This is a genomic window from Ruegeria sp. CDSB022, assembly GCF_059611145.1.
Window position 1 is genome coordinate 291237 of sequence record NZ_JBXWOZ010000001.1, and the last position, 22803, is coordinate 314039.

The window sequence follows — 22803 nt, forward strand, 5'->3', positions numbered from 1 at the left end:
ATTTTATTGCGCATTTTGACGCATGTTCGGAACTTTCGGGATTTTCGCCCCTTTGCAATGCTTGGCGAGTGGCACGGAAGTGTCGAAATGCGTCATGCCGATGTCCGAAACGGGCATGATCGTGATTTTAGGCTGAGTCACGCTGGACTTAATTGCAGTGGCGAGGGAGGCCGAACATGTTGCAGGATCTGGTTGATCTCGGGCGATACCCGATAGACCGCCCCGGTTCATGGGCATATGAGCAGCTGATAGGTGATCTGAGGCGCGAGCTGGATCGGGACGGCTGTGCTGTTCTTCCAGGTTTCGTACACGAGGATGGCGTGGCGCGTTTGCTGAAAGAAGCTGATAAGACTGCCGTTGGTGCACATAGGTCATTTAGCCGAACGAATCCGTATTTCACCAAAGACGACCCGGCATTGGCGCCAAGCCATCCGGTGCGTCGATTTTATGATCGGTCGAATGCCTTTGTGCCAGCGGACAGTTTTTCCAAATCCGGACCGCTGCGACGTATTTATGAGTTCGCTGGTTTTTTACCTTTCATTCGAACGGCATTGAACGAGTCCGAAGACCGGTTCTTTCGCTACGATGATCCTTTGGCTGATGTCATCATCAACGTGGTCGAAGAAGGGCAGGGGTTTCCCTGGCATTTTGACACCAACAACTACACCGTGACGCTGGCCATTCAGAATGGAGAATTCGGTGGTGAATTCGAATATGCCCCCAACCTGCGAAGCGCCGAGGATGAGAATTTCGCGGCTGTTTCTGCGGTTCTGGGCGGTGATCGGACACGGGTGCACCAGTTGGTGTTGAACCCAGGGGATCTGCAGATTTTCAAAGGGCGCTATTCCTTGCACCGGGTCGCTCCCGTGAAAGGAGAGCGCAGACGTTATGTCGGGATCTTTTCTTTTGTCGAAACCGAAGGCATGTGCGGTGGGGTGGAACGGACCCGTCAGTTATATGGGCGTGTTCTTCAGCATCACCATGACAAGGAAGGAGTCCGGCGCGACGCCCTTCTGGATTGACGGTAACTAAGAGTGCTCTCGCCCGTTGCCCGCCTGCCTGCGGCGGCTAGGCCGAGCAGCGCGTGCCGCGCTACGGGATCAGAACCCTGGGCTGGTGCCCTGTAGAACGCCGTGCTCCAGCGCATAGCGGGTCAGGCCGGCAGTTGAGGATATGCCCAATTTTCGTTTGATGTTCTTGCGATGGGTTTCGACCGTTCGCACTGAGATATCAAGTGTTTGGGCGACTTCCTTGTTCGATTTCCCTTGTGCCAGCTCCAGCAAGATCGTCTGCTCGCGCCCGGTCAAAGCCTCGCGCGTTGTGTCGCCTTTGGGTTTGAGGGAACCGCTTGCGCCCGTGCACAAATATTGTTCCCCCCGCATGACGGCGTCGATGGCCTTTTTGATTTCATCCGTTGGGACGTCCTTGAGCACGTACCCTTTTGCACCATGGCTGAGAGCAGTCGAAATATATTCGGGGCTGTCATGCATGGACAGGATCAGAATGCAGGTGTCCGGTATGCGTTCAAGGATGATCTCGGTTGCGCTCAGACCGCTTAGCCCGGGCATGTTCAGGTCCATCAGGATGACGTCAGGCTTCAGATCGGCAACCTGATCAACCGCTTTCTTTCCGCTGCTGAGTGTCCCGACCACGGTAATGTCATCATAGCTTTCGAGGATCGACTGGATCCCCTCGGCCACCATTGGATGATCGTCGACAATCAGGACCCGGATCGTCTGGTCGCTCATGTACCGGCCTTTCGGTTCGGAGTTGCGTCTTCCTGTGGCGGCAACAGGTGGCTGAGTGGCAGGCTGACCTCGATCACTGTGCCGCTGCGGTGGCCGCGTGATGACAGAATACGCAGCGATCCGTCAAGTTGCTCGATCCGTTCCTGCATATTGCGCAACCCAATCCCGGTACTGCCCCGACCCGGAGAGTTGCGCAAACCGCGGCCATTGTCGGTTATTCGCATGGTTGCGCCTTTCTTGTGCCCGCGCAGATCGATGGTGACATGGGTGGCACCGGAATGGCGTTCGATATTGGTCAGGGCCTCTTGGGCAATGCGATAGAGGGCGATCTTGCTATCCTGATCCAGCCGGTTGCGGAAAACAACGGTCGAGAAATCGGTCTCGATCCCGGTTCTCTCGCGGAAATCATCTGTCAGAGCCTCAAGCGCGGGGCCGAGGCCCAAATCGTCCAGCACGCCGGGGCGCAAGTCGCGACTGATGCGGCGGACCTCGCTGATGGCGGTTCCCAGATGCTCGATCCCCTTGTCCAGTGGATCATGCGCGCCCACATCATCGCCGCGCGACAGGCGACGGCGGGCGTTGTCCAACGCAAAGCGCACGCCCACAAGGATCTGACTGATCCCGTCATGAAGCTCGCGTGCCACACGGCCGCGCTCTTCCTCTTGCGCGTCGAATACCCGCTGGGTCAGCTGTTTCAGTTTGGCATCGGCCAGACGTCTTTCGCGGATGTTGAGCAACATGCCTGAGGCAAAGACAATCAGAACAGCGGCCAGAACAATGGCACCGATATACATGAAGGTACGCTGCACGCGCGCTTCAACCTCGGCCCGTGCGCTGGCAACTGCGGCAACAATGTCATCGATGAATACCCCGGTGCCCACGACCCAGCGCCAATCCTGAAGGCCGACGACATAGGCGATCATCTGCGCTTCTTCCCCGGACGAGGGCTTTTGCCACATAAAGCTGTGCCAACCCGCACCCTGACGAGCAAGGCGAATGAACTCATTCACCACCGGTGTGCCGTCGCTGTCGGTCAGACCCTCCCAATTTCGGTTGATGAACTCAGTCTGACGGGGGCTTACCAGATTGGTGCCGTCATAGTCATAGACGAAAAAGAACCCGTCCTGCCCATAGATCATGGCCGACAGGATTTGCGCTACCTGAGTTTTGGCGGCGGCGTCATCCGGAGCCGCGCGCCCGTAGATATAGGCAAACCCATTGCGCGCCTGAGTCACATAGTTGCGCAGCTCTTCCTTCTTGGCCTGAATCAAAGAGCGTTCCAGTGCTTCAATTTCGCGCTCGGCAGTGGCGCGCGCCTCATAGGCAACCATCACCGCAATCGCGGCCACCGCCACGACCAGCGGGATCGCCGCCACCAGCGACAGCTTTTGAGCATAGGTCAACGAGACCAGTTGTCGAAGTCTTTGCATGGACGAATCGATACGCAAGCCACAGCAAAATTGCAAAAAGATTGGGCGTCTGGCGGGAAAACGGCACCAAAAATCCCTGTTTTGCTATGATTGGACCGTTATTGCCTGTGCAATTCGCGCAGAAAGCCGCGTTTCTACGCAGTAGTAGGTATTCCCTTTCACTTCCTTGTGACTAGTCTTGCCGCTGTTGAATACGACAGGCCCGGACAATCCGGGTCATGATTATGAAGGGGAGGATCACTCATATGGACCGTCGTTCATTTCTGAAAACATCCGCACTGGGCGGCTCGGCTGCTGCAGCGACCACGCTGGCGGCACCGGCCTATGCACAGGGCAAGCGCACGCTGACCATGGTCACATCCTGGGGCCGTGGCCTTGCAGGTGTGTTCGACAGCGCGCAGCGCTGCGCCGACAGCATCACCACCATGTCGGACGGCAACCTGAACGTTGAGATCAAAGCAGCCGGTGAGCTGGTTGGCGCGTTCGAAGTGTTTGACGCGGTATCATCCGGTCAGGCCGACATGTACCACGCGGCAGACTATTATTTTGTGGGTCAGCATCCGGGCTATGCATTCTTTACCGCTGTTCCGTTTGGTATGACCGCCCAGGAACTGGTGAACTGGTACTACCATGCCGGTGGTATGGAACTGCATGACGAGCTGGGCGAAATCTTTGGCCTGAAATCCTTCCTGGCTGGTAACACCGGTGCGCAGGCGGGTGGCTGGTACTCGAAAGAGATCAACAGCCCCGAAGATTTCAACGGCCTGAAGTTCCGCATGCCGGGGCTGGGCGGTAAAGCTCTGGGTAAACTGGGCGCATCCGTACAGAACATTCCGGGCTCCGAAGTGTATCAGGCGCTGTCATCCGGCGCGATCGACGGAACCGAGTGGATCGGTCCGTGGGCTGACGAAAAAGCCGGTTTCCAGGAAATCACCAAGACATACTACACCGCGGGCTTCCATGAGCCGGGTGCGGGTCTTTCGCTGGCAACCAACCGCGAGGTCTATGACAGCCTGTCTGCCTCGCAGCAGAAGATCATCGAGATCGCCGCAGGTGAATGCCATCAGTGGAACCTGGCGCAATTCCTGGCCAACAACGGCGCGGCGCTGCAGCGTCTGCAGGCAGGTGGCGTCAAGGTCATGGAGTTCCCGGACAGCGTTTGGGACGCGTTTGGTGCCGCAAGCCAGGAAGTCCTGGACGAAAACATGGGCGACGAGCTGTTCAAGCGCATCCACGACAGCGCGATGGAATCCATGGCCGCGTCTTCGGCCTGGAACAATCTGTCGTCGGGTGTCTACACCTCGCAGCGCGACCGCGTTCGCGGCTAAGTCACTTCGATCTTTGAAATCGGTTCCCCCGCATGTCGGGGGAGCCTTTCCCGTTGCGCATCTGACGGTCGGACAAACTGTAACTCTCAAATGTGCAACTGACGCGACCTGGGGACAACATGCAGGACGAAAACGGTATCTCGTTCTTCGGCGCCCTGTGGAATGGACTGATATGGTTCATTCAGAGCATTGCCGAAGCCTTCATTAATTTCGGATACGCCATCACGCATCCGCAACTCTGGCTGGACTGGTCGGACAAAGAAGCGGTCATGCGCTTTGTCTATTACGGCGGGTCGGTCGAGTTCTTCTTTGTGGTTTTCACGCTGTTTCTGGTGTTGACGGCCATTGGTCTGTACTACCGCAACTTCATGTGGGCGATGGTGCGCGGGCTTGAAGGCTTTGCCAACACGACGGGGCGTTTCTTCGCCTGGGCAGGCCTCTTGATGGTGGTTCAGCAGATCATCATCGTGTTCATGCAGCGGGTCTTTACCCGCCCGGATATGTCCTTTGGGCTGGGTATCCCGTTTCAGATGGATATCAGCTGGTTCGCGGAAGAGCTGAAACTGTATAACGCCATGGTCGTGTGCCTGTGCTGCACCTACACCTTTGTACAGGGCGGCCATGTCCGCGTTGACCTGATCTATGCCGGCATCAGCCACCGCGCCAAACGTGTGGTCGACATGTGTGGTGCTGTACTGTTCATGATGCCGATGGCGGTGCTGACCTGGATGTATGGCTGGTACTTCATGTGGCGGCATCTGATCGTGCCGAAGCCCTCGGCCAGTGATACTTTGGACCGGCTGGTGGCCAAGTCCCGCGCGCTGCGCTGGAACGTGGAAACCATCGGGTTCAGCCCCAACGGATTCAACGGCTATTTCCTGTTCAAGATCCTACTGATCGCCTTCGCAGCGATGGTGTTCCTGCACGCGATTGCATTCCTGTACCGCTCGTATCTGGAATATGTGGAAGGCCCGGAAAGTGTTGGAAAATACCTCGACAAGGACAGCCTTGGCGAGGGTGAAGAAGCCTACGAAGGCGCGCATTAGGGACGGAGAACCAGACAATGCTATTCGGACTTGATGGCGTCGAGATAGGCCTCATTATCGTATTTTTCTGCCTCTTCGGAGGTATTCTATCCGGTTTTCCGGTGGCCTTCGCCATCGGCGGGGCAGGAGTGATCTCATTCGGCATCATCGCCGCATTGGACAGCGCAGGTTTGCTGATTCACCAGGCGATCGACACCGGCTCTGCGGCGTATCAGGATCTGGTCAGCACGGGGGTTAAACCCGATACCATATCAGTGTTCCGCTTCCCGGACTTACCAAGGATTGCCGAGCCTGTTTTTGTCTCGGGCTGGGAAACCGCTCTGGACCGCAACGTGTCGTTCATCGTGAACCGCATGAACGAGCGTGTTCTGGCCGGTCAGTCCATTGAAACCCTTCTGGCGGTTTTGATGTTCGTGCTGATGGGCATCACGCTTGAACGGTCGAAGATCGCCAATGATCTGCTGACCACAATGGCGCGCGTCTTTGGACCGTTGCCGGGTGGTCTGGCCGTTTCGATTGTGGTCGTGGGGGCGTTTCTTGCGGCCTCAACCGGGATCGTGGGCGCGACCGTTGTAACCATGGGCTTGCTGGCGCTGCCAACCATGCTGCGCAACAACTATTCGCCTGAATTGGCGACGGGTGTCATTGCGGCTTCAGGTACGCTGGGGCAGATCATCCCGCCCTCGATCGTGATTGTTCTGCTGGGAACGCTGGCCGGTGACTTGTATTCGACGGCCCAAGAGACCCGCGCGGTTGACGCAGGATGCACGGACGCACTGACCTATCTGGGTGAGCCTGCGGTTGTCTCGGTCGGTACTTTGTTCCAGGCCGCCTTGCTGCCAGGGATCATGTTGGCGCTGCTATATGCGCTTTATGCCTTTGGCTATGCGCTGCTCAACCCGCATAAGGCGCCTGCGGTGCCCATGACCGGCGGCAGCGGAGAGCCCATTACCCGTTCAGAAGGTTTCACCTGGTTGTTGGGTGCGCCTGTCGCGCTGATCGTGGGTACAGTTCTGCTGGGCAATCTGGGGGTTATCGGCAGCCAGAACGTCTCGGTCTCGGCCTTCTCAGATATCGGGCAGGGCGCATCGCTGCGGACCAACGTTTCCGAAACTTGCAAAGCCTCGATGATCGAGCTGCATGGTCAATCCGCCTGGGATCAGGCCGTGGCCGAGCAGACGGCCATTGATGACGCAGGTGGTGCCGCAGAATCAACTCGTCTGACCGAGGAAGAACTGGCCACGGCGCAGCAGGAGAAGATTGCCAACGCCGCTCCGATTGGAACGGGTGTTGCGGTGATGGTTCTGTTGCTGGGCCTGACCATTGTGCTGGGTCGGGGTATTGCTCCGTCACGGTCGCCACAGCCGCTGATCCTTGGGTCCATTGGTCTGATCCTGATGTTGCTTGTCGATATTCTGTTCGTGTCGCCAACAACCTCGTCAGGGTTGACCTTTGTGATGCTGGCGTTGCCCTTTGCCTTGGCCATCTATGGCTGCAAAGAGGCTGCGGCGCGCTGTGCCACCAATGATCTGATCCGGGTGGTCTTTCCTCCGCTGGTTCTGATCATCGCGGTGCTGGGGTCGATCCTGGGTGGGGTGACCAACCCAACACCGGCGGCGGCATTGGGCGCGGGTGGTGCGATCATGCTGGCGGCCTATCGCAAGCTGCAAGATCAGGAGCGGTCCGGCAAGGTCATCATCTGGGCCACCTTCGCCGTGGTCATTGCCCTGTTGATGGGGGTCAATTTTGATCTACGCATCAATCAGAGCAGCGCCTCGGCCGAAACCTGGATTGCCTTCATCATAGCCTATGCGGCCTATCTGTATGCCCTGTTCGGTTTGCTGTTCGGCTGCTGGGTTCTGTATTCCAGCGGCGTGCTGACCCCGGTGGTGCGGGAAACCGCCAAGGTGACCTCAATGGTGTTCACCATTTTGATCGGGTCACAGCTGTTGAATCTGGTGGTGATCTCGTTCGGCGGTGAGCACTATATCCAGCAGTTCCTCAAGAGCTTTGACAATGAATTCACAGTCTTCCTGATCGTGATGCTGGTGCTGTTCTTCCTTGGGTTCGTGCTGGATTTCCTGGAGATCATTTACATCGTGATCCCGATTGTAGGCCCGGTAATCTATGGCGGGTCTTTTGATCCGAAATGGGTGACGATCATGGTGGCGGTGAACCTGCAGACCTCGTTCCTGACACCACCTTTTGGATTTGCGCTGTTCTATCTGCGCGGGGTCGCGCCGAAAGAAGTGACCACCGGCCATATCTATCGTGGGATTGTACCGTTTGTGCTGATCCAGGTGGTAGGTATCGGAATCCTTTGGTTCTTCCCTGCGATTGTGACCATCGTGCCGGATCTGATCCCGAATTGATCAAAGATCATGTGTTCAAATGAAAAGGGGGCCAGCTGGCCCCCTTTGCTTTGTTTGTAGGTAGAAGGGGCCAGCCCCTTCTTGGCCTGCGGTCAATTCAACCCCGAGGTATTTTTGGCCAGATGAAGATGCGGATCAGGTGAATTGGATCAGATCCCATCTGTTTCCGAACGGGTCCTGCCAGACTGCTACGGTTCCATATGGTTCATGGCGCGGGGCTTCTTCGAAATGGACGCCTTTGGCCAGCATGGCCTTATAGTCGCGGTCGAAATTGTCTGTTTCCAGAAAGAAGCCGACCCGACCACCTGTCTGGTTGCCGATTGCGGTTCTCTGATCTGCATCGGCGGCTCTGGCGAGAAGAAGTGAGCCCCCGGTGGATCCATGTGGGGTTACGCGGACCCATCTTTTTCCAGCGCCCAAGTCGATGTCCTGCGTCAGGGAAAAGCTGAGTGTATGCGTGAAAAAGGCGATGGCATCATCGTAATCCGGCACGACAAGCGTAACGGCGTGGAGGCTTTGTCGCATCAGGTTTCAGCCTTTGGTCGGGTGACGATCAGGCAGTTGGATGCTGGCAACCTGTTCGGCGATGGGGGCGGTGGACAGCGGGTGGTGGCCGTCATGTGCAATGTCACAGGGATCCTTGACCCGTTTCCATTCGCCCTGACTGTACACTTCCAGCCCTGCAAAGCGGGATTTGTATCCCATTTTCGGGCTGCCAGGCACCCAGTAGCCAAGATAAATATAGGGCAGACCCGCCTCGCGTGCGATGTCGATGTGATCCAGGATCATGTACGTGCCCAGTGAATTCTGAGGCTGTTCCGGGCTATAGAATGAATAGACCATGCTCAGCCCGTCATCCAAGACATCGGTCAAACTGACAGCGATCAGATTACCGGATTCGGGGTCTGAGTATTCGACCACTCGACTGCGTATGGGGGTCTCTTCGATCATGGCTGCAAATTCGAAGACGTCCATATCCGCCATGCCGCCATCCGCATGTCGGGTGTCAAGATAGGTGCGGAACAGGTCATACTGTTCGTCGGTTGCCCATGGGGAATTCGCCCGGCGTCGCAGATATGAGTTCCGCCTGACCGCGCGTTTTTGGCTTTTGCTGGGTTGAAAGGCCGAAACGTCGATCCGCGCGGACAAACACGCGGCGCAATCGGTGCAGGAAGGGCGGTATAGGACGTTCTGAGACCGTCGAAACCCTTGCTGGGAAAGGGAGTCATTCAGTTGATTCGCGCCTTCGCCTTGCAGGGCTGTGAACAGCTTACGCTCCATCTTGCCCTCAAGATAAGGGCAAGGCTGAGGGGCCGTAACGTAGAATTGCGGCGCGATTGGCAGCGTGTGTCGCATGAATGTCCTATGTTTCCTGAAACGGGATGATAACAACCGTTCCCGGAGCCGCCAAGTGATTCACGCGACAGTCTTTTAAGCGCGACGGTTAATCATAACCGTGCCGAGAAGGGTGTCGGTCAGGCCCTGGCCGCGCGCGCCGGTCAGCATCATGATGACTGAAATGATTTGCAGCACCGGAAATGCCATGCTGACAAAATAACCGGCTGTGTGTGCGACCGCTTTACCTGTGTCCATTCGTTCACCAAAAGCGTCGCGCAGTTCGACCCCCATGAAACGCATACCTAGAGTGGCCGAGCCGTTGGCGATTGTGACGACGCGATAGACAAAACTGACCACCGCATAAATCAGGGCGAGTATCAGTACGCCGAGCCCGAGGGTCAGGACGATGGCGACGGTACAAAGCAGTGAAATAAAGGCGATATCGAACAGCCAGGCCAGGAACCGTTTGGTCGTGACGGACTGGTAAAACTCGGGCTGTCGGTTCGGGTCTGGCAAGGAGTGCATACGGGTCATTCCGGTAGATGTTTCAAATACCCTGTCCCGATTGTCGGAACAGGGCAAGGTCGATCAGGCGTTATCGCCGGATTCGTCGCTTTCGCGGTTCTCGCGGACGCGTTCATCCATGAACTGGTCGAATTCGGCCTTGTCTTTCGCTTCGCGCAGACGATGCAGGAACGCTTCGAATTCCTGTTGCTCACGCTCCAACCGAGCCAGAGTATCGGACTTGTAGGCGTCGAATGCGCTGTTGCCCGAGGGCTTCATTGCGCTCATGTGGCTGTGCCAGGATTTGCGACGGCTGCAGGATTTGTTGAACATACGTTTGCTCCAGATCATGTAGGCCAGAAGGGCCAGGCCGACGGGCCAGAAAAAGATAAAGCCAAGGACCATGGCTGCGATCCAGGCCCCTTTGCCTTTATCGTCAAGCCAGGCTTCTGCGCGGCTGAGCCATCCCGGGTTTTCAGGGACGGCGTGTTCGGTCAATGCGGTCATTGGTGCTCTCCGGGTTAGATGTAAATTGCTTTCACATTGAATAGATGGGGGCACCAAACCCAGTTACAAGAGGTCAATGTGAAAATGATTTACATTTCTGAATTTCGGATGGTTGACCTGACATCTGAACAAGCGCAATTTCAGTCTAACGCACCACGGTTTCTTTCAAACATTGGCTGGGTTGTCTGCTGCGGCGCTGTTTTGAGTTAAGCGCCAAATTGTTGCAATGTCGGGTCAGATATTTGGCCACAGAAATACTGAAACCACGTCATCGGAGATGAAATGACAGGACTTCTTGCCGTCAACCGTGTACCGCGCGCCTTTGATCCTTCACTTGGTTCCGAAGCGCGCGATGCAGTGGGTGGCATTACACCTGAGCAGGGGGAACTGATCGCAGGGGCTGCGGGCTCCAGCCCCTATCTCAAAGGCCTGATTGATCTGGAAGCTGACTGGCTACCGCAAGCTTTGGCGCAACCGGACGCGATGCTTGCATCCATTATGGAAACCGCAAGGGCCTTGCCTGCGGATCAACTCAGGCCGGGGCTGAGGCAGGCCAAGAGGCGTTTAGCGCTGTTGACCGCCCTAGCGGATCTGGCAGGGGCCTGGCCGTTGGAAAAAGTTACAGGGGCACTAACCGATTTCGGGGCCATGGTAGCGGATGTTGCCGCCAAGGCCGAGATTGCAACCTTGATCCGGCGAGGTAAATTGCCGGGGATGACCGAAGATGATATCGCCTCTGCCGCGGGAATGATCATATTGGCCATGGGCAAGATGGGTGCGCATGAGTTGAACTACAGCTCTGATATCGACCTGATCGTTTTGTTTGACGAAACGCGCTATGATCCGGACGATTTCTATGATGCGCGGCAAGGGATGGTCCGGGCGACACGGAATTTCTGCGCCACACTCAGTGACAAGACAGCGGATGGATATGTATTTCGCACGGATCTAAGGCTGCGGCCTGACCCTGCGGTGACGCCAGTTTGTCTGGCTGCGGAAGCTGCCGAACGGTACTATGAAAGTCTGGGCCGCACTTGGGAGCGCGCCGCATATATCAAAGCGCGTCCCTGCGCTGGCGATATCGCTGCGGGGCAGCGTTTCCTGGATACGCTCCGCCCCTTCATCTGGCGAAGGCATCTGGACTTCGCGGCTATTCAGGATGCCCATGACATGCGCTTGCGTATCCGCGAAAACAAAGGGACAGGCGGTGCGCTGACCATTCCGGGTCATGATATGAAACTAGGGCAAGGCGGGATACGCGAGATTGAATTCTTCACTCAGACCCGACAGTTGATTGCCGGAGGTCGCGATACGGACCTGCGCGTGCGTGGCACTGTACCGGGTTTGGCGGCTTTGGCCGGCAAAGGGTGGGTGCCCGAGGACGTGGCTGAAAAGCTTACCGATCACTACCGCGCGCATCGCGAAGTCGAACACCGCATTCAGATGATCCATGATGCGCAGACCCATAAGATTCCGCAATCCTTGGACGGGATTGAGCGGATTGCATGCCTGATGGGGATTGATAGCGCCGATCTGACTGCGGATCTGAAACGGCGACTGACCGAGGTTCATGAGTTGACCGAAGGTTTTTTCGCCCCCGGCCCGACAGCCCGTGCACCTTTGCCAGAAGTTGAATTTGACGAAAGCATATTGGCGCGCTGGACGACCTACCCATCACTGCGTTCTCAGCGCGGGGCGCGGATTTTCGAACGGCTGAAACCAGAGCTGCTGACGCGTCTTGCCAAAACCGCCCAACCGGATGAGGCGCTGCTGGCACTGGACGGCTTCCTTCGCGGGTTGCCTGCGGGCGTGCAGCTGTTTTCTCTGTTCGAGGCCAACCCGCAGCTTATCGACCTGCTTGTCGATATAGTAGGCACGTCGCATGCATTGGCCGCGCATTTGTCGCACAACGCCTCGGTCTTTGATGCGGTGATTGGCGGCAGCTTCTTTGACGACTGGCCGGGCCGGACGGTGCTGCAGGGCGAATTGGAGCGAGAACTCTCGCAGGAGCAGGACTACGAAAGCCAGCTTGATCTGGCGCGGCGCTGGTGCAAGGAATGGCATTTCCGGATCGGCGTTCACCATCTGCGCGGGTTGATCGACGGCGTGCAGGCCGGGCAGCAATATGCCGAACTTGCAAGCGCGGTGATCGCTGCGATCCTGCCATGTGTTGTGGACCAGTTCACCAGCAAACACGGGCCCGCACCTGGTCGCGGTGCCGCTGTGTTGGGCATGGGATCCCTGGGGGCAGGGCGGATCAACTCGCAATCTGACCTTGATATGATCGTGATCTACGACCCGCTGGATCAGGACATGTCCGAGGGCCCACGGCCTCTTGCCACGCGGACCTACTATGCCCGGTTCACGCAGGCACTGATCACGGCGCTGTCGGCTCCAATGTCGCAGGGGCGACTTTATGAGGTCGACATGCGGCTGCGCCCCTCGGGCAATCAGGGGCCGGTGGCGACCAGTTGGGCCAGCTTCACGAACTATCAGCAGAATGAGGCATGGGTGTGGGAACACCTAGCCCTGACGCGCGCAAACCCCGTCGCCGGTGAGCCCTCTCTGGCCGACGATATCGAGGGCTTTCGAACAGAGCTTGTTTCGCGCTCCCGCGATCAGGCGCAGGTTTTGCGCGAAGTTGCCGAAATGCGCGCGCGTCTGGCAGCCGCGAAAACCCCCGCCGGTATTTGGGATGCCAAGAATGGGGCCGGACGCATGATGGACATAGAGCTGATGGCCGAAACAGGCGCTTTACTGTCCGGTGTTGCAAAGCGCGATGTACATGCCGGGTTGGACGGTGCAGTCGCAGCCGCGCTTTTGGATGTCGCTCAGGCGCAAACGTTGAAGGATTGCTACGATCTATGCTGGTCTGTGCAATGCGCAGCTCGGCTGTTGTCAGGTAAGGTTATCGAGGCCGATAAAATCGGAGAGGGCGGTTCTGCCTTCCTGTGTCGGGCCACCGGGTATGAGCAGGTAGAACAGTTGCAGGCCGCGTTGCAGGAAAGCTACGATATCGCCGCCGAAATTATCGGCCGCGTGATTCAGGAGGATAAAGATGCCGCGCAATGACGATCCGAACGATCACAAAGGCCTGATCCGCGAGGCCTATCGCATCGATGGCATCACATTGCCCGAATGTCGCAGTATCTTTCTGGACTGGGCGTTAAGCCTTCCGGAGGGGCGTGATCAGAGGCAAGCCCTGTCTGACCTGCACGCCATCTATGCCAAAGATGAGGTCGATCACCCAATGACACAGGTGCTGACCGAAGGGTTGCAATCAGCTCAGGCGCCGAAACGGCGCGGTGGTTGGCGGTCTCGCAACCGCTAGGGCTTTCCCCTCGGCGCGTTCGCGACTATGAGGTCGCCATGACCCAAACTGCAGACCGTCCCCGTATCCGCCTGAAACCCAAAGCCAATGCGCGCGGCCTGCGCCATGGCTTCCCGTGGGTCTATGCCAATGACATTGTCACCGACCGTCGCACGCGCAAAATCCCTGCTGGCGCGCTGGCCGTGCTCGAGGATGAAAATCGCGCGCCGATCGCGCTGGTGGCGGTCAATCCTGAATCGAAAATCATGTGCCGTGTGCTGGACCGCGATCCTGACGCCGAGCTGACGGCTGATTGGTTCGAAACCCGTCTGCGCCGCGCGCTTGATATGCGCGAACGCCTGTTTGACTCGCCCTTTTACCGCCTGATCCATGCCGAGGCCGATGGCTTTCCGGGTGTCATCATCGACCGGTTCGGTGAGGCGTGTGTGATCCAGCCCAACGCTGCCTGGGCCGAAGCGCATCTGGATATGTTGACCGATGCACTGACCGCCGTGACCGGCGTGACGACCGTGCTGAAAAACGCCTCGGGCCGGACACGCGGTCTGGAAGGGTTGGATGATGTCAACCTGACCTTGCGCGGCACTGTCCCAGATGCGCCTTTGCCCGTGTTGATGAACGGTGCAACCTATATGGCGGATTTGGCGGGCGGTCAGAAAACCGGCCTGTTCTATGACCAACGCCCCAATCACGCCTTTGCTGCGCAGCTGGTTCAACCCAAGGCACAGGTACTGGATGTCTTCAGCCATGTCGGAGGGTTCGGGTTGGCGATGCTGGCGGGTGGCGCCGGACAGGCGCTGTCGGTCGACGGGTCGGCCACGGCATTGGAGTTGGCCGCAAAAGGGGCCGAGGCTTCTGGCTTTGCCGATCAATTCGACACGCGCCAAGGCGATGCCTTTGATGTGTTGGCTCAGTTGAACGACGAAGGCGCTAAATTCGACGTCGTTATCTGTGATCCTCCCGCCTTTGCACCATCAAGGCAGGCGCTGGATGCAGGGCTGCGGGCCTATGAACGCATTGCGCGATTGGCCGCCACACTGGTCAAGCCGGGCGGATATCTGGGCTTATGCTCTTGCTCGCACGCTGCTGATCTGGGCCGCTTCCGCGACGCCTCATCCCGTGGTATCGGGCGCGCCGGGCGCTCAGCCCAACTGATCCATACGGGCTTTGCCGGGCCCGATCACCCGCAACTGCCGCAGCTGGCTGAAAGCGGTTACCTCAAGGCCGTGTTCTACCGGTTATGAAGGCTGTACTCGATACCTGCGTCATCTATCCAACGGTGATGCGTGAGATGCTGTTGGGCACCGCCCGACTAGGTCATTTCACCCCTATATGGTCGGCGCGCATCCTCGAGGAATGGGCCCGCGCCGCACGCAAGCTGGGCCCCGAGGGCGAGGCGCAGGCCCGTGCCGAGATTGCCCTGACGCAGGTCAAATGGCCCAAGGCAGAACGCCCAGCCAATGATGGCCTGCAGGCTCGGCTCTGGCTGCCGGACGCCGCTGATATCCACGTTTTGGCCACTGCAGTAGCCGCGTCAGCGGATACCATCGTCACGGTCAACGCCAAGGATTTCCCCAGAAATATTCTTGCAGAAGAAGGGCTTGAGCGGCGTGACCCTGACAGTCTGCTGTATGGTTTCTGGTATAACGACCCGCAAGGGCTGGACCAGCTTGCACAGCAGGTACTGGCCGAAGCAAACCGCCTGTCAGGCGATACATGGACTTTGCGTGGATTGATGAAAAAAGCCCGCCTGCCGCGTCTGGGTAAAGCGCTGACTACCTAGGCGCGATCCCTGTTTCATCTGGCCAAAAATACCTCGGAGAGCGCGAGAGGCTGGCCTCTCGCCGCCGAGCCTCAGCCACGCGCCCAACGCTGCTCAAGCACTTCCAGTGCCGCAATCCGCTCATCCGTTTTGGGATGGCTCATCAACCAGGCGGGTACAACGCCCGCGCGTTGCTGCGTCAAATCCTCAAGCTTGTGAAACAGAGACTTTTGCGGGCCGATGCCGATTCCGGCTTTGGTCAGCAGGGCGGCGGCATATTCATCTGCTTCATATTCATCCCCACGTGACAGGCGCGACGCCAAAAGCGCAGTCAGCGCATTTGCAATCATCGCACCGATGAATGGGATGAACCGGCTCAGAAGCAGCATCAAGGCTGTCCGCAACGCATTCTGCCCAGAAAAATCAATCATCCGCCGCCGAGCATGACCCAAGGCCACATGCCCCAGTTCATGTGCGATGACGCTCGCCATCTCTTCGGCGGAAACCTCGCCATTGAGGAACTTGCGATAAAACCCGCGTGTGATGAATATTCGTCCATCCGGCGCCGCAAGCCCGTTCACCGGGTCGATTTCATATATATAGACCGGAACCCTCTCGATCCCCAGCGCCGCCGCCAGCCGGTCAGTCATACGCTTGAGGGCGGGATCGGCCAGTTCGGTCGATTTCAGGTCAAGCTCGCGATGGGTGCGCCAGACCGAGATCCGGTACATCACCACGGCATACAGAACCGCCAGAAGAATCGGAGTAATTCGGAGCATGGTTCTGATATGGGGATAAGCAGACACAAGGGCAAGGCATCAGCGTTTCCGTGGGCCTGAAAGGCTTCCTAGCTGCCATGACGCAGTGGAAACTGGGTTCTTTAGGATTCTAACTGTTGAAAAACGCCGCCTGCCGCCTTATCCGCACGGGAACTCGTCGGAGAACACACAATGTCCAACAATGACCACGAAGCCCGTCACCTGGAAACGCTTGACCGCGACCTTAGACGCTTTTCTCGGCTAGAAGTGGCAACCTCCCAGGTGGGTCGCCCATTTGTCGGGTCTGGCATCGCGCTTTCTTTTATCGTTGTCGCTGGTCTTGTGGCAGCCTTCCTGTTCGGACAAGGCAACAACACGCTGATCGTAGTACTTGCGGCAATGTTTGGGGCATATATGGCGCTGAATATCGGGGCCAATGATGTTGCCAACAATATGGGACCGGCGGTCGGGGCCAATGCGCTGACCATGGGGGGCGCCATCGCGATTGCTGCCATATTCGAAAGTGCAGGCGCGCTGATCGCTGGAGGTGACGTTGTTTCCACGATCGCGAAGGGCATTATCGCTCCTGAAAGCATGGGAACGCAGACTGTATTCATCTGGGCGATGATGGCGGCTTTGTTGTCTTCGGCGCTTTGGGTCAACCTGGCGACCTGGGTCGGAGCGCCCGTGTCCACGACCCACTCGGTTGTCGGAGGCGTCATGGGGGCGGGGATCGCCGCAGCCGGTTTTGGCGCAGTAAGCTGGGGGACGATGAGCAAGATCGCGGCCAGCTGGGTTATCTCGCCGATGCTTGGCGGTCTGGTGGCGGCTGGTTTTCTTTGGTTCATTAAGGCCAGGATCATCTATCAGGACGACAAGATCGCGGCGGCCCGGAAATGGGTTCCGATGCTGGTTGGTATCATGGCGGGGGCGTTTGCAAGCTACCTGGCGCTGAAGGGTATCAAGAAGATCGTCAAGATCGACCTGAGCACTGCTCTGCTGATCGGGGCAGTCTGCGGGGCGTTGGTCTGGGCCGTGATGATTCCGGTTATTCGGCGTCAATCCGAAGGGCTGGAGAACCGCAACAAGTCCCTCAAAATATTGTTTGGCATTCCGCTGATCGTGTCCGCTGCACTTCTCAGCTTTGCACATGGGGCCAATGATGTGGCCAATGCCGTTGGGCCTTTGGCAGCCATCGTGCAAGCCTCTGCCTCGGGTGATTTCACCCAGGCGATCAGTATTCCCTATTGGGTCATGATCATCGGCGCCTTTGGCATTTCGTTTGGCCTGTTCCTGTTTGGGCCAAAACTGATCCGAATGGTTGGCAGCCAAATAACCAAACTTAACCCGATGCGTGCCTATTGCGTTGCGCTGTCCGCAGCCATCACCGTTATCGTGGCCAGTTGGCTGGGTCTTCCCGTAAGCTCGACCCATATTGCAGTGGGTGCCGTCTTTGGCGTCGGCTTCTTCCGGGAATGGGATGCTGAAAGACGGCTGCGTAAAGCCCGCATTACAGTGCCTGAGCGGACGGTTCTGGCACCGGAAGAACGCCGCCGGCGCAAGCTGGTGCGCCGCTCGCACTTTATGACGATCATAGCAGCCTGGATTATTACCGTGCCCGCGGCGGCTGTGTTGTCGGGTGTTCTGTTTCTGGGCATTCAGGCCATCGCCGGGTAATCCCGGCCTCGGCAGAACCTGATCCGCGGGCTGGCGCTATCGCGTCAGCTCGCGCATTCCTTTTCCCAGCCCGGCCAGCGTCATCGGCACCATCCGATCCTGAAAAATCTCGCGGATCATTCCGATTGAGTGAGTATATTCCCAATACTTCTCAGGCACTGGGTTAATCCACAGGTTCGATGCCCATTGGTCGCGTGCCCGCTGCAGCCAGATCTGGCCAGCCTCCTGGTTCCAATGTTCATTGGCACCGCCGGGATAGGCGACCTCATAAGGGCTCATCGAGGCGTCACCGACGAAGATGCATTTGTAATCGGGACCATAGGTGCGCAACACCTCATGGGTCGGCGTCTGCTGGTCCCAGCGGCGGATGTTGTCACGCCAGACACCTTCGTACAGGCAGTTGTGGAAGTAGTAATATTCCAGATGCTTGAATTCGGTTCTTGCGGCCGAGAACAGCTCTTCCACCACTTTGATATGTGGGTCCATTGAGCCTCCGACGTCCAGAAACAACAGAACCTTGACGGCATTGTGCCGTTCGGGCCGGGTTTTGACGTCTAGATATCCATGCTCGGCTGTGGCGCGGATGGTGCCGTCCAGATCAAGCTCTTCTGCAGCACCCTCGCGGGCCCAGCGGCGCAGGCGTTTCAGCGCGACCTTGATGTTGCGCGTGCCCAGTTCGACCGTGTCGTCCAGGTTCTTGAATTCGCGCTTGTCCCAAACCTTGACCGCGCGCTGATGACGGCTTTCCTTCTGGCCGATCCGCACACCTTCCGGATTGTACCCGTAGGCTCCGAAGGGCGACGTTCCTGCCGTACCGATCCACTTGTTGCCACCTTGATGGCGGCCTTGCTGATCCTTGAGCCGCTCTTTCAGCGTCTCCATCAGCTTGTCGAACCCGCCAAGGGCCTCGATCTCGGCTTTTTCCTCTTCGCTGAGGTGCTTCTCCGCCATCTTCGCCAGCCAATCGGCAGGGATGTCGACGGCTTCGAGGACCTGTTCGAACCCGATCTGTTCCAGCCCTTCAAAGCTGGCGGCAAAAGCGCGGTCGAACTTGTCGATATTGCGTTCGTCCTTCACCATCGACACGCGGGCGAGGTAATAGAACGCCTCGACATCATAGGTTGCCAGCCCCTTTTTCATACCCTCCAGAAAGGTCAGATATTCCCGCAGGGATACGGGGATACCGGCTTTGCGAAGGTTTTCGAAAAAGGGAACAAACATGGGCTACACCACAAAGCGAACCAGAACCAAGGACAGGATTAGCCCGACCAGCGCAAAGGCGATTCCATATCCGGCTGCATATTGCGCGATATCGGCGCCGCTGCCGTTGCGTTTGCGCGCGGTCAACGCCCCAAGGAGCGCACCCAGCACCGCCAGTCCCAGAACCACTATCATGCGTTAATCGCCCCCGTTAATTGACTGGTCCTTCTGCGACGTCCTGCATAAGCGACCGGGCCACTACATCCGAGCCAAAGCCGTATCGTGCCCATCTCAGACTGTCCAGTCTGACGGAACGTGCCTCTGCGGAACGGCCGACTTCATTCAGGACCTCGGCTTTCAGCAACAATAACGTTGCAAGCTGCGAGGCGTTCTCAGCCCGTGTCATCACGTTAATAGCGTCGTCGATTTTGGGCAGGAACTCTGGCCCATTGCCTTGCGAAAGCGCAAAGGCGCCCAGTTGGGTCGTGATGTAGGATCGATGCAATTCCGTGCCCGGTGTAGCGCGCAGAAACTGCAGGGCAATATCATATTGGCGCAACGCTTCATGCGGATCATCGAACTGTTCCATGCGGCCCATCAGGTAATGAGGGTAAGCGCGCCGGTGATCGGTCCAACCTTGTTCCTTGCCAATTCGGGCTGCCTTGCGGGCCTGCCTCATGCGCGATTGCTGGCTGCGACTGGATTGCAAGGATTTCTGAATTGCTGAAATCCAGGCTCGTGGAGTTTCCGACATGGGCTGTACCGGCACCGCATCACCGCGCGGATTCAGACGCGAGAGAATTTCGGGTATGGCCGTTTCGACCTGTTCACGTGTCATACCGCTGTGCAGTTGGGATGAATATGCGGCCTTCAGGATCAACATGTCGAACCCGGTCAGGACCGTGTGGATATTGTCATCGTTGAATACCGAGTCCGGAAGGCGATACAGGTCATTCAGCGGGCCAAGCGCCTGTGCAATCTCTTCGTGCAGGCAGTCACGTTTTTCCTGCGGACTTGCATCTGCGGGAATGAAGATGCCCAGTCGCTCACGGCTGCTCAGTTTGGTCCAGCTGCTTTTCTGTTTGAACCGATCCCGGCGGTACTCCTCAAGGCTTGAGGCATTGGGTACCACGAAACATGCAGCCTGAGGCAGGATGTCCTGAATCTCTTTTTGACTGACCGCCGCGATCGTGATGTTGGCCTGACCGTCCCTGATCTGTTTGATGTCTATCCCGGCCTCGGTGCGCAGACGGGTCAGCAGGCGGCCCAGATCCTTTTGAAGCGAGGCCGTCGCAGCCCCTGTCAACCGCACCGTGATCGGGGTTTCGAACCGGGTAAAAACAGGCAGTTCCGTACCCCCTTCCAGTGCGAAATGCAGAGAGATGAAATCCGCTGCAATGTTTTCATTCGACCGCGCCGGAGGCGAGGGGTATGCACGCGTAAAGGACTTGGCGGGGGGCAGGGGTGGTTCGACGTCCACAATCTCGGGTGGGCTTTCGGCAGGCTCAATCGTGGCACATGCGGTCAGGACAAAGCTGATCAAGATTGCGACCCATCGCGTCATGGGCGCTGATACTTGATGAAAGGTGTCTGTTTGCCAATCCTGTCATAGAGCTTTCGCGCGGTATGGTTGAAATCCTGCGTCAGCCAATAGACAGACGGTGCACCTTGCCGATCCGCTTCTTCGTAAACGGCCTGAATCAAAGCGCGACCGACCCCCATGCCGCGCGCCTCGGGGCGGGCGAATAGGTCCTGCAAGTAGCACACGCTTTCTTCCTTCCAGGCATGGCGGTGGAACAGAAAGTGGGTCAAACCCACAAGCCCCCCGTCGGCCTGCGCGACGAAACAAGAAAAATCGTTCGGATCATCCCCCAGCAGTCGCGAGAATGTGCTGTCATAGACGGAATCCGGAACCGTCGTTTCATAAAACGCCAGATAATCCCGCCACATATCCGCCCAGTCCTCGCGATCAGTCGGATGCAAGGCTCGAATTGTTACTGTTTCTGGCATTGCTGAGTCCCGTTGGGTCTGATGGTAAATTGCCCGGACAAGCCGGGCAACCCGAGACCAATGCTTGCATCCGAGACTTGCTAAGGCAAGCGGCGATCACCGAGGGTTTACCGGCTCAGCGTTTGTTGCGGGCCATGAATGCTAGGCGTTCGAACAGGTGCACGTCTTGTTCATTCTTAAGCAGCGCACCGTGCAGTTTGGGCAGGGCATTGGCGCCATCGCGCTTGAGATCTTCGGCGGTCAGGTCCTCGGCCAGCAGCAGCTTGAGCCAGTCCAGCACCTCTGAGGTTGATGGCTTTTTCTTCAGGCCCTGAGTTTCGCGAATCTCATAGAACTGGGTCAGAGCCGTTGTCAAAAGCGCATCTTTGATGCCGGGATGATGGACCTCGACGATGCGGCGCATCGTGGCCTCATCAGGGAACCGGATATAGTGAAAGAAACACCGGCGCAGGAAGGCGTCGGGTAGTTCCTTTTCATTGTTCGATGTGATGATGACGATCGGACGGTTCTTGGCGCGGATCGTTTCGCTGGTCTCGTAGACGTGAAACTCCATCTTATCGAGCTCTTGCAGCAGATCGTTCGGAAACTCGATATCGGCCTTGTCGATCTCGTCGATCAACAACACGACCTTTTCATCGGTTTCAAAGGCCTGCCACAATTTACCCTTGCGGATATAGTTCGACACGTCGTGCACGCGCTCTTCACCCAACTGGCTGTCGCGCAGACGACTGACGGCATCGTATTCATACAGCCCCTGCTGCGCACGGGTGGTGGATTTCACGTTCCACTCGATCATCCGCAGCCCCAACGCTCCGGCCACCTGCTTGGCCAACTCGGTCTTGCCAGTTCCCGGCTCACCTTTGACCAGCAAGGGACGTTCCAGCGTCACGGCGGCATTTACCGCAATAGTCAGATCGTCTGTGGCGACGTATTCGGCTGTTCCTTGGAAACGTGCGGTCATTGGCCCCTCATCAAGTGTCGCGCGAAATGCGCCCTTGGGGTTACCGCGCAGCAGAAATTTTGACAAGCCAGGTCGCTGCGTCGCATGAAGGGAAATTGCCAAGTAACTACAATGCTTTTGGTTGATTCGTGCGCTAACCTCCGGTGCCGTCTTTTTGGCGTTGCCCTGAAATGGTCAGTTAATTTTCACAGAAAAACAAGGTTTTGTTGTTTGATTGGACGTATTTAGATCACGCGCAATGGCGCGGCGCCGGGGCGACGTTTGCATAGTGACAATTACTGCGCTGTCAGATAAACGCTCCGCAGAAGGGGATTGCCGCATGTCAGGTAATGAGAGAGTGACCGGCGTCGCAGGCCACACCGAGGGAGCAAAAATGAAGCAGGAAGTTTTTCTGCCTGAAGATTACCGTCCAGCTGAAGACGAACCATTTATGAATGACAGGCAGCTAGAGTATTTTCGTCGCAAGCTGCTGGATTGGAAAAACGAACTAATGGCTGGCAGCCGCGATACGATCGAAGGGCTGCAGGACAACACCCGTAACATTCCGGATGTCGCTGACCGCGCAAGCGAAGAAACCGATCGCGCGCTGGAACTGCGCACCCGCGATCGTCAGCGCAAACTGGTGGCCAAGATCGACTCGGCCCTGCGCCGCATCGACGAAGGCGAGTACGGCTATTGCGAGATGACCGGTGATCCGATCTCGTTGAAACGTTTGGATGCGCGCCCAATCGCGACCATGACGCTTGAGGCGCAGGAACGGCATGAGCGTCGCGAAAAGGTTCACCGCGACGATTGATCGCTGGGAAAATCTGATAACATAGACGCCGGGGCCTT

The 22803-nt window shown here is 57.5% G+C and carries 22 protein-coding genes; 10 read left to right on the plus strand and 12 right to left on the minus strand.

All coding sequences use genetic code 11. The annotated features are described in order from the left end of the window. Positions 1–176: 176 nt before the first annotated feature. Entirely contained in the window at positions 177–1022 is an 846-nt protein-coding gene (locus AC2FIZ_RS01450; RefSeq protein ID WP_142633288.1) for a HalD/BesD family halogenase, read from the plus strand. A gap of 78 nt (positions 1023–1100) precedes the next feature. On the opposite strand, the gene AC2FIZ_RS01455 is transcribed toward AC2FIZ_RS01450, so the two are convergent. Beyond that, positions 1101–1748, minus strand: a complete 648-nt coding sequence (locus AC2FIZ_RS01455) for a response regulator transcription factor (RefSeq protein WP_142633290.1) — start codon at positions 1746–1748, stop codon at positions 1101–1103. Continuing rightward, the gene (locus AC2FIZ_RS01460) at positions 1745–3178 is read right to left on the minus strand and encodes a cache domain-containing protein (RefSeq protein WP_496790482.1); all 1434 of its coding nucleotides are present in this window, start codon (positions 3176–3178) and stop codon (positions 1745–1747) included. Before AC2FIZ_RS01460 ends, AC2FIZ_RS01455 begins: the two co-directional genes overlap by 4 nt. A 245-nt stretch (positions 3179–3423) precedes the next feature. Between AC2FIZ_RS01460 and AC2FIZ_RS01465 the strand changes: the two genes are divergently transcribed. From AC2FIZ_RS01465 to AC2FIZ_RS01475, 3 genes are all read left to right on the plus strand, one after another. Continuing rightward, the gene (locus AC2FIZ_RS01465; RefSeq protein ID WP_142633295.1) at positions 3424–4506 is read left to right on the plus strand and encodes a TRAP transporter substrate-binding protein; all 1083 of its coding nucleotides are present in this window, start codon (positions 3424–3426) and stop codon (positions 4504–4506) included. Positions 4507–4625: 119 nt separating this feature from the next. Further along, entirely contained in the window at positions 4626–5552 is a 927-nt protein-coding gene (locus tag AC2FIZ_RS01470; protein WP_496691092.1) for a TRAP transporter small permease subunit, read from the plus strand. Between the two features lie 17 nt (positions 5553–5569). Then, positions 5570–7924, plus strand: coding sequence for a TRAP transporter large permease (locus AC2FIZ_RS01475; RefSeq protein WP_281971950.1), 2355 nt, complete (start codon positions 5570–5572; stop codon positions 7922–7924). Between the two features lie 135 nt (positions 7925–8059). On the opposite strand, the gene AC2FIZ_RS01480 is transcribed toward AC2FIZ_RS01475, so the two are convergent. From AC2FIZ_RS01480 to AC2FIZ_RS01495, 4 genes are all read right to left on the minus strand, one after another. Further along, positions 8060–8449 carry a VOC family protein gene (locus AC2FIZ_RS01480; RefSeq protein WP_271947522.1) on the minus strand — a complete coding sequence of 130 codons (390 nt, stop codon included), beginning with the start codon at positions 8447–8449 and terminating at the stop codon, positions 8060–8062. Positions 8450–8455: 6 nt separating this feature from the next. Beyond that, entirely contained in the window at positions 8456–9280 is an 825-nt protein-coding gene (locus tag AC2FIZ_RS01485) for an arginyltransferase (protein ID WP_142633303.1), read from the minus strand. Positions 9281–9355: 75 nt separating this feature from the next. After that, complete coding sequence (locus tag AC2FIZ_RS01490) at positions 9356–9787, minus strand: RDD family protein (protein WP_142635100.1); 432 nt, start codon at positions 9785–9787, stop codon at positions 9356–9358. Positions 9788–9850: 63 nt separating this feature from the next. Further along, a complete protein-coding gene (locus AC2FIZ_RS01495; RefSeq protein WP_496695748.1) occupies positions 9851–10273 on the minus strand; it encodes a DUF2852 domain-containing protein in 423 nt (140 codons plus the stop codon). Positions 10274–10555: 282 nt separating this feature from the next. Here AC2FIZ_RS01495 and AC2FIZ_RS01500 point away from each other — a divergent pair, with 282 nt between their 5' ends. Genes AC2FIZ_RS01500 through AC2FIZ_RS01515 form a run of 4 tightly spaced genes read left to right on the plus strand, consistent with a single transcriptional unit; the run spans position 10556 to position 15384 of the window. Further along, a complete protein-coding gene (locus AC2FIZ_RS01500; RefSeq protein WP_281994488.1) occupies positions 10556–13345 on the plus strand; it encodes a [protein-PII] uridylyltransferase family protein in 2790 nt (929 codons plus the stop codon). Next, complete coding sequence (locus AC2FIZ_RS01505; RefSeq protein WP_271947514.1) at positions 13332–13604, plus strand: hypothetical protein; 273 nt, start codon at positions 13332–13334, stop codon at positions 13602–13604. Before AC2FIZ_RS01500 ends, AC2FIZ_RS01505 begins: the two co-directional genes overlap by 14 nt. A gap of 38 nt (positions 13605–13642) precedes the next feature. Beyond that, positions 13643–14845 carry an RSP_2647 family RNA methyltransferase gene (locus tag AC2FIZ_RS01510; RefSeq protein WP_281994489.1) on the plus strand — a complete coding sequence of 401 codons (1203 nt, stop codon included), beginning with the start codon at positions 13643–13645 and terminating at the stop codon, positions 14843–14845. Continuing rightward, positions 14842–15384 carry an RSP_2648 family PIN domain-containing protein gene (locus tag AC2FIZ_RS01515; protein ID WP_142633313.1) on the plus strand — a complete coding sequence of 181 codons (543 nt, stop codon included), beginning with the start codon at positions 14842–14844 and terminating at the stop codon, positions 15382–15384. Before AC2FIZ_RS01510 ends, AC2FIZ_RS01515 begins: the two co-directional genes overlap by 4 nt. Before the next feature lie 71 nt (positions 15385–15455). On the opposite strand, the gene AC2FIZ_RS01520 is transcribed toward AC2FIZ_RS01515, so the two are convergent. Then, a complete protein-coding gene (locus AC2FIZ_RS01520; protein ID WP_142633315.1) occupies positions 15456–16142 on the minus strand; it encodes a M48 family metallopeptidase in 687 nt (228 codons plus the stop codon). A gap of 171 nt (positions 16143–16313) precedes the next feature. Between AC2FIZ_RS01520 and AC2FIZ_RS01525 the strand changes: the two genes are divergently transcribed. Then, a complete protein-coding gene (locus AC2FIZ_RS01525) occupies positions 16314–17798 on the plus strand; it encodes an inorganic phosphate transporter (protein ID WP_142633316.1) in 1485 nt (494 codons plus the stop codon). Between the two features lie 36 nt (positions 17799–17834). Here the strand turns inward: AC2FIZ_RS01525 and AC2FIZ_RS01530 are convergent, their stop codons facing one another. From AC2FIZ_RS01530 to AC2FIZ_RS01550, 5 genes are all read right to left on the minus strand, one after another. Then, entirely contained in the window at positions 17835–19019 is a 1185-nt protein-coding gene (locus tag AC2FIZ_RS01530) for a vWA domain-containing protein (RefSeq protein ID WP_496790483.1), read from the minus strand. A 3-nt stretch (positions 19020–19022) separates the two neighbouring features. Beyond that, positions 19023–19193, minus strand: a complete 171-nt coding sequence (locus AC2FIZ_RS01535) for a hypothetical protein (RefSeq protein WP_185956603.1) — start codon at positions 19191–19193, stop codon at positions 19023–19025. A gap of 16 nt (positions 19194–19209) precedes the next feature. After that, entirely contained in the window at positions 19210–20562 is a 1353-nt protein-coding gene (locus tag AC2FIZ_RS01540; protein WP_496688349.1) for a DUF2927 domain-containing protein, read from the minus strand. After that, positions 20559–21008: a GNAT family N-acetyltransferase gene (locus tag AC2FIZ_RS01545; RefSeq protein ID WP_271947502.1), complete on the minus strand. Its 450-nt coding sequence runs from the start codon at positions 21006–21008 to the stop codon at positions 20559–20561. Before AC2FIZ_RS01545 ends, AC2FIZ_RS01540 begins: the two co-directional genes overlap by 4 nt. A gap of 115 nt (positions 21009–21123) precedes the next feature. Next, positions 21124–21969, minus strand: coding sequence for an AAA family ATPase (locus tag AC2FIZ_RS01550; RefSeq protein ID WP_271948074.1), 846 nt, complete (start codon positions 21967–21969; stop codon positions 21124–21126). 373 nt (positions 21970–22342) lie between these two features. Here AC2FIZ_RS01550 and dksA point away from each other — a divergent pair, with 373 nt between their 5' ends. Then, positions 22343–22765, plus strand: coding sequence for an RNA polymerase-binding protein DksA (dksA, locus tag AC2FIZ_RS01555; RefSeq protein ID WP_271947500.1), 423 nt, complete (start codon positions 22343–22345; stop codon positions 22763–22765). The last annotated feature ends 38 nt before the right edge of the window (positions 22766–22803 follow it).

Bases quoted from the DNA above. Each gene is read 5' to 3' on its own strand.
- AC2FIZ_RS01480 (WP_271947522.1), bottom strand. From the start codon at position 8,449: ATGCGACAAAGCCTCCACGCCGTTACGCTTGTCGTGCCGGATTACGAT.
- AC2FIZ_RS01535 (WP_185956603.1), bottom strand. From the start codon at position 19,193: ATGATAGTGGTTCTGGGACTGGCGGTGCTGGGTGCGCTCCTTGGGGCG.
- AC2FIZ_RS01525 (WP_142633316.1), top strand. From the start codon at position 16,314: ATGTCCAACAATGACCACGAAGCCCGTCACCTGGAAACGCTTGACCGC.
- AC2FIZ_RS01465 (WP_142633295.1), top strand. From the start codon at position 3,424: ATGGACCGTCGTTCATTTCTGAAAACATCCGCACTGGGCGGCTCGGCT.
- AC2FIZ_RS01475 (WP_281971950.1), top strand. From the start codon at position 5,570: ATGCTATTCGGACTTGATGGCGTCGAGATAGGCCTCATTATCGTATTT.
- AC2FIZ_RS01550 (WP_271948074.1), bottom strand. From the start codon at position 21,969: ATGACCGCACGTTTCCAAGGAACAGCCGAATACGTCGCCACAGACGAT.
- AC2FIZ_RS01500 (WP_281994488.1), top strand. From the start codon at position 10,556: ATGACAGGACTTCTTGCCGTCAACCGTGTACCGCGCGCCTTTGATCCT.
- AC2FIZ_RS01515 (WP_142633313.1), top strand. From the start codon at position 14,842: ATGAAGGCTGTACTCGATACCTGCGTCATCTATCCAACGGTGATGCGT.
- AC2FIZ_RS01485 (WP_142633303.1), bottom strand. From the start codon at position 9,280: ATGCGACACACGCTGCCAATCGCGCCGCAATTCTACGTTACGGCCCCT.
- AC2FIZ_RS01460 (WP_496790482.1), bottom strand. From the start codon at position 3,178: ATGCAAAGACTTCGACAACTGGTCTCGTTGACCTATGCTCAAAAGCTG.
- AC2FIZ_RS01455 (WP_142633290.1), bottom strand. From the start codon at position 1,748: ATGAGCGACCAGACGATCCGGGTCCTGATTGTCGACGATCATCCAATG.
- AC2FIZ_RS01530 (WP_496790483.1), bottom strand. From the start codon at position 19,019: ATGTTTGTTCCCTTTTTCGAAAACCTTCGCAAAGCCGGTATCCCCGTA.
- AC2FIZ_RS01505 (WP_271947514.1), top strand. From the start codon at position 13,332: ATGCCGCGCAATGACGATCCGAACGATCACAAAGGCCTGATCCGCGAG.
- AC2FIZ_RS01495 (WP_496695748.1), bottom strand. From the start codon at position 10,273: ATGACCGCATTGACCGAACACGCCGTCCCTGAAAACCCGGGATGGCTC.
- AC2FIZ_RS01545 (WP_271947502.1), bottom strand. From the start codon at position 21,008: ATGCCAGAAACAGTAACAATTCGAGCCTTGCATCCGACTGATCGCGAG.
- AC2FIZ_RS01450 (WP_142633288.1), top strand. From the start codon at position 177: ATGTTGCAGGATCTGGTTGATCTCGGGCGATACCCGATAGACCGCCCC.
- AC2FIZ_RS01470 (WP_496691092.1), top strand. From the start codon at position 4,626: ATGCAGGACGAAAACGGTATCTCGTTCTTCGGCGCCCTGTGGAATGGA.
- dksA (WP_271947500.1), top strand. From the start codon at position 22,343: ATGAAGCAGGAAGTTTTTCTGCCTGAAGATTACCGTCCAGCTGAAGAC.
- AC2FIZ_RS01520 (WP_142633315.1), bottom strand. From the start codon at position 16,142: ATGCTCCGAATTACTCCGATTCTTCTGGCGGTTCTGTATGCCGTGGTG.
- AC2FIZ_RS01490 (WP_142635100.1), bottom strand. From the start codon at position 9,787: ATGCACTCCTTGCCAGACCCGAACCGACAGCCCGAGTTTTACCAGTCC.
- AC2FIZ_RS01510 (WP_281994489.1), top strand. From the start codon at position 13,643: ATGACCCAAACTGCAGACCGTCCCCGTATCCGCCTGAAACCCAAAGCC.
- AC2FIZ_RS01540 (WP_496688349.1), bottom strand. From the start codon at position 20,562: ATGACGCGATGGGTCGCAATCTTGATCAGCTTTGTCCTGACCGCATGT.